Origin of the sequence: Brevundimonas sp. GW460-12-10-14-LB2 (genome assembly GCF_001636925.1) — a bacterium.
GTDB lineage: Bacteria > Pseudomonadota > Alphaproteobacteria > Caulobacterales > Caulobacteraceae > Brevundimonas > Brevundimonas vesicularis.
In genome coordinates this window covers 1,992,140-2,005,981 of record NZ_CP015511.1, presented here as the reverse complement: position 1 = coordinate 2,005,981, position 13,842 = coordinate 1,992,140, and the positions used below count along the sequence as shown (strand labels likewise).

General features: G+C 66.7%; 9 protein-coding genes. 3 read left to right on the top strand and 6 right to left on the bottom strand.

Annotated features, from left to right (window positions below):
• Window positions 1–147 precede the first annotated feature (147 nt).
• Window positions 148–1,428: an ammonium transporter gene (locus A4249_RS09990; RefSeq protein WP_156494692.1), complete on the top strand. Its 1,281-nt coding sequence runs from the start codon at window positions 148–150 to the stop codon at window positions 1,426–1,428.
• 72 nt (window positions 1,429–1,500) lie between these two features.
• A complete protein-coding gene (locus A4249_RS09985; RefSeq protein WP_066552357.1) occupies window positions 1,501–2,196 on the top strand; it encodes a TorF family putative porin in 696 nt (231 codons plus the stop codon).
• 59 nt (window positions 2,197–2,255) lie between these two features.
• On the opposite strand, the gene A4249_RS09980 is transcribed toward A4249_RS09985, so the two are convergent.
• From A4249_RS09980 to A4249_RS09965, 4 genes are read right to left on the bottom strand one after another with little or no spacing between them, the layout of a single operon-like run.
• Window positions 2,256–4,628 carry a glucan 1,4-alpha-glucosidase gene (locus A4249_RS09980; protein ID WP_066552355.1) on the bottom strand — a complete coding sequence of 791 codons (2,373 nt, stop codon included), beginning with the start codon at window positions 4,626–4,628 and terminating at the stop codon, window positions 2,256–2,258.
• Between the two features lie 8 nt (window positions 4,629–4,636).
• On the bottom strand, window positions 4,637–5,578 hold the full coding sequence (locus tag A4249_RS09975; RefSeq protein WP_066552354.1) for an alpha/beta hydrolase: 942 nt from the start codon (window positions 5,576–5,578) through the stop codon (window positions 4,637–4,639).
• On the bottom strand, window positions 5,575–7,086 hold the full coding sequence (locus A4249_RS09970) for an MFS transporter (protein ID WP_066552352.1): 1,512 nt from the start codon (window positions 7,084–7,086) through the stop codon (window positions 5,575–5,577). The genes A4249_RS09975 and A4249_RS09970 overlap by 4 nt, the downstream gene beginning before the upstream one ends.
• Window positions 7,083–9,149, bottom strand: coding sequence for a glycoside hydrolase family 97 protein (locus A4249_RS09965; RefSeq protein WP_066552351.1), 2,067 nt, complete (start codon window positions 9,147–9,149; stop codon window positions 7,083–7,085). Before A4249_RS09965 ends, A4249_RS09970 begins: the two co-directional genes overlap by 4 nt.
• A 103-nt stretch (window positions 9,150–9,252) precedes the next feature.
• Between A4249_RS09965 and A4249_RS09960 the strand changes: the two genes are divergently transcribed.
• Window positions 9,253–10,266 carry a LacI family DNA-binding transcriptional regulator gene (locus tag A4249_RS09960; protein ID WP_066552349.1) on the top strand — a complete coding sequence of 338 codons (1,014 nt, stop codon included), beginning with the start codon at window positions 9,253–9,255 and terminating at the stop codon, window positions 10,264–10,266.
• Between the two features lie 5 nt (window positions 10,267–10,271).
• Here the strand turns inward: A4249_RS09960 and A4249_RS09955 are convergent, their stop codons facing one another.
• Both A4249_RS09955 and A4249_RS09950 read right to left on the bottom strand, forming a co-directional pair.
• Window positions 10,272–11,915 carry an alpha-amylase family glycosyl hydrolase gene (locus A4249_RS09955; protein WP_231868690.1) on the bottom strand — a complete coding sequence of 548 codons (1,644 nt, stop codon included), beginning with the start codon at window positions 11,913–11,915 and terminating at the stop codon, window positions 10,272–10,274.
• Window positions 11,912–13,729 carry an alpha-amylase family glycosyl hydrolase gene (locus tag A4249_RS09950; RefSeq protein ID WP_231868689.1) on the bottom strand — a complete coding sequence of 606 codons (1,818 nt, stop codon included), beginning with the start codon at window positions 13,727–13,729 and terminating at the stop codon, window positions 11,912–11,914. Before A4249_RS09950 ends, A4249_RS09955 begins: the two co-directional genes overlap by 4 nt.
• Between the last annotated feature and the right edge of the window lie 113 nt (window positions 13,730–13,842).

Sequence of the window (13,842 nt, the reverse complement as noted above, 5' to 3'; positions counted from 1 at the left end):
GCCGTTCACGGTCTAGCCCCTTGCGCCTATCGCAAATGCGGTAAAATCTTCGCAACTGCGAGATTGCATAGGGGGTACTAGCTCATGTCGCAGACCACGAAACGACTTACGGGAGCGGCTGCGCTCCTACTTCCCACACTCTGTCTGATGGCTGCCGGCGCGGCGAATGCGCAGGACGCCGCGGCCGCCTTGCTCGGCCACCAGGCCGCGCTTGAGCTGGACAGCGCCGGGGCCTCATGGCTCGGCACCTCGACCGCCCTGGTTCTGCTGATGACCCTCCCCGGTCTGGCGCTGTTCTATGGCGGCATGGTGCGCAAGAAGAACGTCATAGCCACTATCACCCAGTCCGTCGGCGTCTTCGCCGTGGTGTCGCTGGTGTGGTTCGTCGCGGGTTACAGCCTGGCCTTCGGCAAGAACGAGAGCGCCGGCCTTCAGCCCTTCATCGGCAGCCTGGACATGCTGTTCCTGAACGGCGTGTCGCTGAAGACCGCCAACGCCCTGCTGCCGGGCATTCCCGAGTTTCTGTTCATCTCCTTCCAGATGACCTTCGCCATCATCACCCCGGCGCTGATCACCGGCGCCTTCGCCGAGCGGTTCAAATATTCGGCGCTGTTGCTGTTCACCGCCCTGTGGTCGCTGCTGGTCTATGCGCCGATCTGCCACTGGGTCTGGGGCGGCGGTTTCCTGGGTTCGGCGGGCGTGCTGGACTTCGCGGGCGGCGCCGTCGTTCACGTCAACTCGGGCGTCGCGGGCCTGGTCTGCGCCATCTTCCTGGGTCGCCGTAAGGGTTACGGCACAGAGGTCATCACCGCCCACAACCCTGTCCTGACCATGATCGGCGCCTCGCTGCTGCTGGTCGGCTGGATCGGCTTCAACGCCGGCTCGGCTGGCGCCGCCAACGACCTGATGGGCGTGGCGCTGCTGAACACCATCCTGGCCGCCGCCGCCGCCGCCCTGACCTGGAAGGTCGTCGAATATATCGAGAAGAAGAAGGTCTCGCTGATCGGCGTGCTGTCGGGCGTCGTCGCCGGTCTGGTCGCCATCACCCCGGCGGCCGGCTTCGTCGATCCCAAGGGCGCGGTCATCATCGGCCTGATCGCCGGCCCGGCCTGCTACGCCTCGTCGGTGTGGATCAAGAAGCTGCTGCGCTACGACGACAGCCTGGATGCCTTCGGCATCCACGGCGCGGGCGGCCTGATAGGCGCCCTGCTGACCGGAGTCTTCGCCACGACCGCGATCAACAGCCTGTCGGAAGGCGCCAACGTCGGCGCCCAGGCCCTGGGCCTGCTGTGGACCATCGTCTACAGCGCCGTCGGCACCCTGATCATCCTGTTCATCTGCAAGTTCACCACGGGCCTGCGCGTGAGCGAAGCGGAAGAAGCCGCCGGTCTGGACACCTCGCTGCATGGCGAGGCGCTGGAACACTAAGCTGAGACCGAGCGCGGCTCCCAAACCCGCGCCCGGCCTCGACCTCGAATAACGACAACAAGGGGATAGACTATGAAAAAGACCATCATCCGCGCGGCCGCCGCCGCCACGTTCGCCGCAGGACTGATCGGCCTCGCCGCGCCGGCCTCGGCCCAGAGCACCGTCGATGTCGCCTGGAACGTGGGCGCCGTCAGCGACTATGTCTTCCGCGGCTTCAGCCAGACCAGTGAAAATCCCGCCATTCAGGGCGGCGTCGATCTGACCTCGGGCAGTTTCTACGCCGGGGCCTGGGCCTCCAACGTCGACTTCGGCGACGACACCGATGCGGAAGTCGACCTTTACGGCGGCTATCGCACGGAGGCGGGCGGTTTCGCGCTCGACTTTGGCGCGATCGGCTATCTGTATGTCGGGGAACCGGACGGCGCGGACTATAACTACGCCGAGTTCAAGGCTGCGGCCTCGCGCGCGGTCGGTCCCGCCACGTTTGGCGCGGCCGTCTATTACTCGCCCGACTTCTTCGGTGCGGACAAGGAAGCGACCTATGCCGAGGTCAACGCCGCCTTCTCGCCTGCGCCCAAGTGGACGGTATCGGGCGCGCTCGGCAAGCAATGGCTCGACGTCAGCGACGACTATACCACTTGGAACGTCGGCGTCGGCTATGCCCTGACCGACAAGGTGGGCGTCGATGTCCGCTATCACGACACCGATGTGGACGGCGTGCCCGGCGCCGAAGATCGGATCGTCGGGGCTGTGAAGCTCACCTTCTGAGCCACGTCAGTGTGAAATGAGAACGGCCCCGGAGAGCGATCTCCGGGGCCGTTTTCGTATCAGCGAGCGTAGCGGTCGTGGACGGGGTCGTAGCTGTCCCAGACCTTACCGTCGGCTAGTGACCGCAGCAGCTTCAGATATTCCGCGTGGGTCCAGGCAAGCGGGGTCGCCGAGTCCGTATTCTGACCCACGGCGTAATCCTTGGCCGTCGGGTTTCCGACGCCGTCCCACACCTGTTCGGCCAGCATCAGCCCGCCGTTGGCGAACCGCTCCATGCCGCGCACATAGGTCTGACGAATGGCGGCGATGTCGGCGGCCGAGGGGGCGCCGTTCACGCTGACGCGCGCCAGCTCATAGTGACCGCGCTCGCCCGTGAAGAAGGGCCAGACCCGACCGCGCTGACCGGGGCTCATCTCCCCGCCGACGCCGTAGTTGGCGCCCGTCCGATGGTCCTCGCCATAGCCGTCGACGCCATAACGGCGCCAGCCCGGGGTCTTGTCGCCCTCGGGACCGAAGTCGTAGCGAACCCGATAAAGCGGTTCCAAGGACTGGTCGTCATAGACGGGCAGGGTTGCCAGGATGTGCGGATCGTCGGCCTTGCGCACGCCATAGCGCACCAGCTCGAGGAAGCCGCCGTCCACGACGCGGTCTTCGGCCGGAGCGATCTGGCCGTTGGCGGCGCCGATCGGGGCCTTGTCGTTCGGGTTTTCGTTCTGAGTGATGCGGATGAAGTAGCGACCGTCGCCGAAGTCGCCGTTGGTGGTGAACATCCGGTCTTCGATCTTGGACGCATAGCTGTCGGCCGCGATCTGGTAGCGCGTCGCGTCGGCGGCGTCGCCCGAGGCGCGCGCCATTTCGGCGGCCACCGTCAGGCCCGCGACCACGGCGGCGGTGGAGGACGGAGAATAGCCCTGCTGCTCCTCCCAGCGTTCCTGCTGAGTGAAGGGCGGCTTGATCTCCGCGTCGTTCCACATCAGCCCGATCTTGCCGCCGTCCACCAGGAAGTCGGCCGCCGGCTTCAGCATGGACCGATAGTGTTCGGTCATCTGGGCGTCGGACAGCCAGCCCATCTTCCACAGACGATAACCCAGCATGATCGGCATGGCGGTCTGGTCCAACTGGACCGCGACCCACTCCAGTTCGCCGTCCACGTGCGTCTTCTGCAGGAACCAGCCGCCGACGCCGGTGTTGCCCGGCGTGTTCGGGCCGACCTGGACTTGGGGCAGATAGTTGAAGGCCGCCAGCGGCGTCTCCTTGTCGCCTAGCGCCGCCAGAGCCATCGCCACCTGATAGAAGTCACGCGGCCAAACGGCCTTGTAGCCTGTCGAGGACTTCGACGCGTCCACCGTGTTGCCCCACGGGTTCGACAGTGACGCGATCAGGGCGCCGGCGTGGGTGCGATCCTCCTGCACCTTGAGCATCAGGGCCGAGGCGTAGGCCAGCTTGCCGCCGTCGGTCGCCTGCTCGGCGATGCGCGGCAGTTCAGTGAGAGAGGCGACATAGTCCTCCCAACCCACGCGCTCACCCTCGCCGTTGAAGCGGGCCAGCACCTCGTCCAGACCGGTGGCGAACGAACCGTCCGCGGCGGCGCGCGCCTCGGCCTCGCTCGCGCCGAAGCCGATGACGAAATCACGCGTGATCCGGCTGCTTTGGCGCAGGCGCGGCAGAGCCCCGGTCATCATCGTATTGCCGGCCTCATCGCCGGTGGAGGCGTAGGTCCAGTCCAGCTTGCCGTCCTTTAGATCGGTCAGGCCGTCCGAGGCGCCGACGAAGCCGACGCTGGCCTTTTCGAAGGCCTCGCCGGGCTTCAGGAACAGGTGGCTGTCGCCTTCCCACGCGTGGAAGCCGTCGCGCGTGACCCGACCGCGATCGTCGACGCCCGTGTTGGCGATGTGCGGCTCCAGCATCAGATAGGGCGTCACATCGCCCTTCAGCGCCGTGATGGTGACGCGCAACACCAGGGCGTTGCGGTCGGGATCGCTGAAGATCTGCTTCTCGATCTCAAAGCGGCCGTTCTTGTCCTGCGTCGTTACGCGATAAGCCGGCGAGAGTGGACGTCCCTGGGCGTCGACGTGCAGATATTCGGTGCGGCTGGTTGTGTCGTCGCCTTCGACGACCAGACCGTCCTGGGTCACGCCGGCGAAGCGCAGGGCCTTGATCTGGGCCTCATGGATCAGGCCGTACATGGTCTCGGTCAGGACGCCGTCGGCGACGGAATACCAGACCTTGGACACCGCGCCGGTCGGGCCGCCGTCGCGATACTGGCCATCAACATAGGCCTCGTAGGATGCGCCGGCGCCGGTTTTGGCCGCGCTGGACCAGACGGGCGGGGCGCCGGGCGCGCCGGGGGCGACGCCCGATTGGGCGCTCGCGGCGGAAGCGAGGGCCAGGCCGGCTGCGCCGGCGAGGCAGAAGGTACGGAAGTGACGCATTGTGGTCCTCACGGGTTGCGCGTGGGGGCGGGGGAAAGAAGGAAGGTCAAAGGCACGTCCAGGCGCTGGTTCCAGGATGCTTCATTGTGCTGAGCGCCGGGGAAGACCAGGCTGCGGAAATCGCCGGGGCCGTAGCCGCGACGGCGGAAGGTCTGGTCCACCTGGGTCTGGAAGACGGCGTAGAACTGATCCAGCGTTTCGTCGCCCCGGTCGAAATAGAAGCGGTGGTCGCCCGGCTCGGGCAGGCCGCGTTCGATCACGCCGGTCCAGCCCGCGACCAGACGTTCGCGCCAGGCGTCCAGCGTCGCGCCGGGCTCAAGCCCTTCGACCTTCAGCGGCCAGTGGGTGGACAGACAGGCGGCGGCGGAAAAGACCTGCGGCTGTTTCATCACCGCATACATGGAGATCAGGCCGCCCATGCTGGAGCCGGCGATCATCGTGTCCTGCGGGCCAGTCAGGGTGCGGTAGGCGCCGTCGATGAAGGGCTTCAACTCCTCGACCAGGAACCGCAGATAGCCGTCGGACAAGGACGGGCCGCCGTAAATGGCCTGGACCTCGTCGCGCATGTCGGCGGGTAGGGCGGCGATCAGGTCGGCGGGGACATACTCCCTCAGCCGCAGGTCGGTGTTCCAGATCCCCACCACGATCGGCGTCCGCACCTGACCGCTTTCGATCAGCCGCGTGAGATGCTCGTCCACGCCCCATTCGCCGAAGTTGGCCGTGGCCGGATCGAACAGGTTCTGGCCGTCATGCATGTAGAGGACAGGCCAGGCGGCGTCGGACGCCTCGTATCCGGGCGGCAGCCAGACCGAGACGTTGCGCGCCTTCACATGGGCCGACGCGACCGCCTCATGCAGCACCAGCCGCCCGCCTGCGATGGCGCCCTCAGCACCCGCCGCGCCGGCGAAGGGCAGGGCGGCTATAAGGGCCAGAAGACCCCGACGGTTCATCCGCGATGCTCCTTGACCATCAGCGCGCTGGCGGCGGCCAGGACGAAGGAGACGGCGCCCAGCACAAAGGCCCAGATCGCCTGACCATCGAACAGGATCTTCAGGATCAGGCCCAGAACCGTCGCGGCCAGCAGCTGGGGCACGACGATGAAGATGTTGAAGACGCCCATATAGACGCCCATTTTTCGGTCCGGCACCGCCGCCGACAGGATGGCGTAAGGCATGGAAACGATCGACGCCCAGGCGAAACCGACGCCGATCATCGGCAGCCACAGCAGTCCGGGTTCGCGGATGGCGAAGACGCCGAACAGACCGGCGGCGCCAAGCATCAGCATCAGGGCGTGGGTCGCCTTGCGTCCGATCCGTCTGGCGATGACCGGGAGGGTGAAGGCCGCCAGGGCCGCCACGCCGTTGTAGACCCCGAACAGAACCCCCACCCAGTCCGCGCCCGTGGCGTAGGCGGCCGAGGTGGTGTCGGTCGCACCGTAATGGACGCGGGTCACGGCCGCGGTGGTGTAGATCCACATGGCGAACAGGGCGAACCAGCTGAAGAACTGAACGACAGCCAGGCCGCGCATCGTCTCGGGCATGCGGAAGATGTCGTTCAGGATTTCGGTCGCGGCGTTGGTGATGCGGCGTCGCTGCATCATGCCGACGGCGATCTGCAGCAGGCCGAACCCGGCGAAGAAGCCCGCCAGGATCAGCAGCTCCTTCTCCAGATCGAGCGCGCCGATCAGCACGAAACCCAGCCCGCCGAGGACGGTGCAGACCAGGCCCGAAGTCATCCAGCCCTGGACGCTGCGAGCCGGCGCTTCGGCCTCGACGGGCGCGCTCGGCGCGTCGTCTCGGGCGCGTTCGAAGGCCGCGATCTGTTCGGGGCTGTATTCCTTGGTCGACAGCACCGTCCACAGCACGGCCGAGAACAGGCCGGCGGCGCCGACGTAGAAGGCGATCTTGACCGACAGGGGCACCACGCCCGCCTCGGCGGTCGAGGCGATGTCGAAGACGTTGGACAACAGCCACGGCAGGACCGAGGCGAAAACCGCGCCGGCGCCGATGAAGAAGCTCTGCATGGCATAGCCGGCGGTGCGCTGCTCCTCCGGCAGGTTGTCGCCGACGAAGGCGCGGAACGGCTCCATGGTGATGTTGATCGAGGCGTCCATGATCCACAGCATGGCCGCGGCGAACCACAGGCTGGGGCTGTTGGGCATGGCGATCAAGGCCAGGGTGGTGGCGATGGCCCCGACCAGGAAATAGGGTCGCCGCCGGCCAAACCGGGTCCAGGTCTTGTCGCTGAAATGGCCGATGATCGGCTGGACCAGCAGACCCGTCAGCGGCGCGGCGATCCACAGGATCGCCAGGCTGTCGACCTCGGCGCCCAGCGTCTGGAAGATGCGGCTGGTGTTGGCGTTCTGCAGGCCGAAGCCGATCTGGATGCCGAAGAAGCCGACGCACATGTTCCAGATCGCCAGGCTGGACAGGCGCGGGCGGTGCGAGAGCAGGGTCATCCGCGTCGCGCCCGGCCGATCGGCACGAACCGGATGGCCTGACCGCCGCCAGGGGCCAGCGCCAGGGTCAGGGTGTCAGACGACGTCACCTCGCGCTGCTCGATGACGATGTCCTCGCGCTTGCCGCGATAGTCGGCGTTGGGCCCATCGCGATAGATTTCGGCCCGATATCGACGGCCGGCGTCCAGGAAGTCGAGTGGGGCCTTCAGCACGCGCGGATGCTCGTCGGTGACGGCGCCCAGGGCCCAGACATCCGTGCCGCGCTGCTTGCGAACCGTGACGACATAGTCGCCCATGGCGGCGTCCAGCGTGCGGCTCTCGCTCCAATCGACAGGCACATCCTTGATGAACTGGAACGGGCCAGGGTTGGCCTCGTAGTTGACCAGCAGGTCCGCCGCCATCTGGATCGGGCTGTAGATGACGACATAGAGCGCCAGCTGCTTGGCCCAGGTCGTCTGCACGCCGCCGGGGCTGCGCGTCTCCATGCCGAAGATGCCGGGCGTATAGTCCATCGGCCCGGCCAAGAGGCGGGTGAAGACCAGGTTCGGCTCATGCTCGGGCGGATTGCCGGGATTGCCCCAGGCCGAATATTCCATGCCGCGCTGGCCCTCGCGGCTGATGATGTTCGGATAGGTGCGGCGAAGGCCGGTGTCCTTGAACGGCTCGTGAGCGTTGACGGCGACCTTATGGCGATAGCCGGCCTCGACCACGCGCATGTGGTGCTGAGCCATCGCCTGGCTCTCGTGCCAGGCCATGACCATCTGTCCGTCCGGCCCGGCGACGCGGGCGCCTTGCGCGTCGGCGACGTAGCCGGTCTTCACCGAATGGACGCCGAGGCGTTCATACAGGGCCATGGCCGGTTCGAGTTGCTGCTCATAGTGGAAGGCGTTGCCGCCGGTCTCGTGGTGGCCGATGAGTTGCACGCCTTTGGACCGCGCGTGGGCGCAGACCGCCTCGATGTCAAAATCGGGATAGGCTTCGGTAAAGCTGAAGTCCGCGCCGTTGGCGAACCACTGGCCGTCCCAGCCCTTGTTCCAGCCTTCGACCAGTACCCCGCCCAGCCCGTGCTTGGCGGCGAAGTCGATGTGTTTGATCGCATTCTCGGTGGTCGCGCCGTGCTTGGGCCCGGAGTTCCAGGTCTTCAGGTCCAGGTGCATTTCCCACCAGACGCCGACGTATTTCATCGGCTTGAACCAGCTGACGTCGCCCAGCTTGTTGGGCTCGTTTAGGTTCAGGATCAGGCTGGAATCCAGCAGGCCAGCGGCGCTGTCGGAGACTTGCAGGGTCCGCCAGGGCGTGTTGAACGGCGCCGCGCGCACTACCGCCGCATTGGTCAGGCCCGGCGTCAGTTGAGCGCGGAACTTCGTTTCCTCCGACCGGCGCAGATTCATTCCCGCATAGTCGATGCAGGCCGCCTCGTGGATGGAGACGTGCAGACCCGACTGGCCTCGAACCGTCATCGGCGTCTGGGCGCTGCCGACCGCATCGATGGGCGTGCGGCTGTAGAGATATTCCTCACGATTCCATTCCCAGGCCGGGCACCACAGGGCCTCGCCGTTTTCGGCCAGGTTGAACTCGGTGATTTCCGAACCGATGCGGACGGTGGTCAGGCCGGCCTGCTGCGGGAACTCATAGCGGAAGCCTAGACCGTCGTCGTACAGGCGGAAGACCACGTCCACGCGGCGTCGCAGGCCGCCGGTCTCGGCATAGGCGACGCGCCATTCATTGTAGTGGTTGCGGATGAACTGGCGCTCGCCCCACGGCTGCTCCCAAGTGTCGTCGACCGTGACCGGCTGGCCTGCGGTCAGGGTCAGGCCGCGCTCGATGGCCGGCGCGTCGGTCAGCAGGAAACCCAGCTTGGAGGGGGCCACCACGACCCGGCCCTGACGCAGCACCGAATACATCGGCCGTCCGTCGTTGTCGGTGAAGGCCTCGACCGTCAGCACGCCGCCAGGCGAGGACGCCCGGGCATGGTTCGGCGCGGTCTGGGCGCGCGCGCCCGTAGCCCCCAGAGCCAGGATCGACACGCCGCCAAGGGCCAGGAAGGATCTGCGCTGCATCATGGGAACTCCGTTACGCCGCCTCTTGCCAACCGCCGCGAACGGTGGCTGAAATATTTGCAGAAAATTTTGCAGCTTCACCATGCTGCTGTGAGGACCCGCGACCTTGAGCCGCAAGACCACCCGTCTGGAAGACATCGCCCGCCTGGCCGGCGTGTCCATCGCCACCGCCTCGCGCGCCCTGAACGACAGCCCCGCGGTCAACGATCGCACCAAACAGACGATCTGGAAGCTGGCCAAGGAACACGACTACCCGTTCCGCCGCCACATGCCTGCCGGCCCGATCGGCGCCCAAGGCACGATCGCCCTGGTGGTGCCGCGTCCGCAGGGTCGCGAAGGGCGCCTCAGCGATCCCTTCTTCCTGGAGCTTCTGGCCGGGGTTGGCGAGGCGGCGCGCGAACGCGGCTGCGACCTGCTGATGAGCCATATCTCGCCCGCCAACTATGACGAGCTGTCGGCGGCGCTGAACACCAGCCGGGCGGATGGCGTGATCTTCCTGGGCCAATCCAGCCTGCATTCGGCCTTCAACCGGCTGGTCGACGCCGATCATCGTTTCGTCGTCTGGGGCGCCGAACTGCCCGATCAGGACTACTGCTCCATCGGCTCGGACAACATCTCGGGCGGGCGCCGCGCGACGTTGCATCTGGCGCGGCTGGGGCGAAAGCGCATCGTCTTCCTGGGCGATCTGGATCCGCCCGAGGCCATGCAGCGTCATCGCGGCTATCTGGACGCCATGAGCCAGAGCGCGTTGGACGTGGACGCCGACCTCATCGTGCCTGCGCATTTCGAAGTCGAATCCGCCGAGGCCGCCGTGGACGCCCTGATCCGACGCGGCCTGGATTTCGATGGCGTCGTAGCCGCGTCCGACCAGATCGCCCTGGGCGCCGTGCGCGCCCTGTTGCACGCCGGCGTCGAAGTGCCGGGCCAGGTCTCGGTTATCGGCTTCGACAATGTGCCGTTCAGCCGCTACTCGCGCCCGGCGCTCAGCACCATCGCCCAGGACACGATGAAGGCCGGCCGGTTGATGGTGTCCAAACTGCTGGACCACGGCGGCGCCGCAGCAGGGCGTTCCGAGCGCGTTCCGACCGAGTTGATCGTTCGCGAGACCTGCGGCGGCTGACCCCGTCATCCGGCGTCGGCGAAGATCAGCCCGGCCAGCGGCCTCAGCGTCGATCCGTCCGCCTCGGTCCAGTTGACCGCCGCGATCCGGCGCGCGCCGGTAGGCGCGGACCAGTCCAAGGCCTCGAAACCCAGGTTGAACACGCACAGCAGACGCTCGCCGCCCCCGGGCCGTTCGAACCGGCGGAAGACCAACAGGTCGCCCGCGCTCTCGATCTCCAGCCCGCCGGTCCGCAACGCCGGATGGGCCTGACGCAGGGCGATGATGCGGCGCGCGGCGTGCAGGATCGAAGTCGGGTCCGCCTCCTGCGCATCCACCGCCAATGCCAAGTGGCGCGGATCGACCGGCAGCCAGGGCTCCACCGTCGAGAAGCCGGCGTTGGGCGCCGAGGCCACCCAGGGGATCGGCGTGCGGGCGCCGTCGCGGCCCAGTGTCTCGGGCCAGTTGGCGATGGCCTCGGGATCGACCAGCCGCTCGAACGGCACCTCGGCCTGAGGCAGGCCCAGCTCCTCGCCCTGATAGACGAAGACATTGCCGCGCAGGCACATCAGCAACAGCAGGGCCATTTCCGAGAAGCCCTTCTCGTCCCGGCCCTTGGCCCAACGCGACACGGCGCGCGGCGCATCGTGGTTGGAGAAGGTCCAGGACGGCCAGCCTTCGCCCTGCTGATCCGGCCACATCCCATCGCCCACGCCGATCAGTTCGCTCTTCAGCGTATCGGCATACAGATAGAGGAAGCCGTAGGCCGAGTGCAGACGGTCGTTGCCGGCGGTGAATTCCTTCATCTCGCGGTCGGCGTGATCGCCGCCGACCTCCGCCACCGTGAACCGGCCTTCATAGCTGTCGGTCAGGGCGCGGATGCGGTTCAGGAAGCCGATGATGTCCGGGTGGGACTGATTATAGATCTTGTCCTGGAAGTCGAACGGCCGCGTGCGCTTCTTGCCGTCCTGGATCGGCGGATTGTCGCGCAGGGACGGATCGTGGATGGCGAAGTTGATCGCATCCAGACGGAAGCCGTCCACCCCCCGGTCCAGCCAGAACCGCGCCGCTGCGATCAGGGCGTCCTGAACCGCCGGGTTCCTGACGTTCAGCTGAGGCTGCGAGGCCAGGAAGTTGTGCATGTAGTACTGGCCGCGCCGCGCGTCCCAGGTCCAGGCCGGGCCGCCGAACACCGACTGCCAGTTCGAGGGCGGCGAGCCGTCCGGCTTGGCGTCGGCCCAGACATACCAGTCGGCGTGGTCGCCGTTTCGGCTGGCCCGGCTGTCGGTGAACCAGGGATGTTCGTCCGAGGTGTGCGAAAAGACCTGATCGATGACGACCTTCAGCCCCAGGGCATGGGCGCGCGAGATCAGGGCGTCGAAGTCGGCCAACGTGCCGAAGATCGGATCGACGTCGCAATAGTCCGACACGTCGTAGCCGAAGTCCTTCATCGGCGACGTGAAGAAGGGCGACAGCCAGATGCCGTCGACGCCTAGAGAGGCGACGTGGTCGAGGTGCTGGGTGATGCCGTTCAGATCGCCGACGCCGTCGTCGTTGGAGTCGGCGAAGCTGCGCGGATAAATCTGATACAGCACCGCGCCGCGCCACCAGTCGTGCGCCAATGCGGGGGCGGCGTCAGCCGTGGAAAGATCGAGGGGCAGGGCAGTCACGGCACGCTCTTGCAGACGAGGTAATCGAGGGGGGGCACGCGAACGGCGACGCTGGCGGGTGCGGAGGATTCGGGTGCGCAATCGCCGCGCAGAGCTTGCCACCGCATTGAACCGGGCTCCACCTCGACTTGAGCGGCGACGGGCGTAGTCGAGCTGTTGAACAGGGCCAGGATCTCCGATCCGTCCTCGCCGACGCGCGACAGGGCGAACAGGCCGGGCTTGTCGCCATAGGCGCGCACGACCTGACGGCCGCGTCGCAGGGCCGGCTCCTCGGCGCGGATGCGGGTCATCTCTGCGATCGCCTGGTAGAGGGGGGCGTCCGTGGAATAGGCCGGCTGGCGACCGCCAACGGGCGTCTCGTTCGCATAGACCGGCGTGCGGCTGGGCCACATGTCCTGGCGCGAGTTTCCGTATCCGCCCGCGCCGGCGAAACCCTGTTCATCCCCGTAATAGAGCGTGGGCACGCCCCGACTGAACATCATCAGGGCATGGGCCAGTTTGATGCGCGCCAGCACCTCGGCGTCGTCGGCGTTCGGATTAGCCTGTTTCACGAAGAAGCCGACCCGGCCCATGTCATGGTTGCCCAAGAAGGTCGGCAGGATGGCGGCGGTCTCGGCGCCCTTGTCATAGATCGTGTCGGCGTCGAACAGCTTGGCCAGGCCGTCGGTCCCGACCTTGCCGGCCGCCACATCGGTCGCCTGCTTCTGGAACGGGAAGTCCAGCACCGCCGGATAGCCGTCGACCCGCGTGAACCGCGCCGTCACCGCCGGATCGGGATCATAGACCTCGCCGAAGATGTGGAAGTTCGGAATGCCCTTGGCTTCGGCGCGGGCGATCATGGCGGGGATGAAGGCCTGCCAGAAGCCCGGGTTCACATGACGGGCGGTGTCGATGCGGAAGCCGTCGATCCCGTATTTGTCGATCCAGCCGCCGAAGATGTCGATCATGCCTTGGATGACCACCGGGTCCTCGGTCAGCAGGTCGTCCAGCCCGGCGAAGTCCCCGTCCAGGCTGCTTTCGCCGGTGAAGGTGCTATCGCCCCGGTTATGATAGTGGATCGGATCGTTCAGCCAGGCCGGAACCTTGGCGTTCTCCTCGCCCGCCGGGACATAGGGGGTGTAGGCGTAGTCGGGCTGGGTCAGGCGCGAGAAGTCGCGACCGTCAAAGCCCTCATTGATCGGCGCACCGTCGACGCCGCCGCGACGGGTGTAGGGATAGTCGGCGCGGCTGCGATAGGCGCAGCGACCCTCCGGGCATTCGCGATACTGGATGACGTCGGCGGTGTGGTTGGCGACGATGTCCAGATAGACCTTCATCCCGCGCGCATGGGCCGCCTCGACCAGGGCGCGCATCGCAGCCTCGTCGCCGAAGTGCGGATCGACGGCGGTGAAGTCGGTGATCCAGTAACCGTGGTGCGCCGCGCCGGTGTAGCCGCCATGGCTCTGCACCGGCTTGTTCTTGAACACGGGCGCCAGCCAGACCGCCGTCGCACCGAGGCCCTGGATATAGTCCAGCTGTTGGGTCACGCCCGCCAAGTCGCCGCCATGGTAAAAATCGGTATCGGCCGGATCGAACCCGCTCTTCAGCCGGTCGGCGGCATAACCGCCGTGGTCGTTCGTGGCATCGCCATTGGCGAACCGATCCGGCAGCAGGAAGTAGATCACCTCGTCCTGAGGCAGGCGTTGACGCAGGGCTGACAGGGCGTCTTCGGCCTGGCGGGTTTGCGCCGTCGTCGGCGTTGCAAAGCCACTCAGCAGAGCCGCCGCCGCCATCGCCGCGTGCCGTCCGGCCCCTTTAGAGGATCCCCTCGCCATGACGCTCACTCCCTTCCGTCTGGAAAGTGCAAAGCCTTCCAGATCGATTTGCAAGATTTTGCAGCAATGGCCGGGCCTGTCAACGCGTCGCTGAATTGCTGCAATGCGTCATT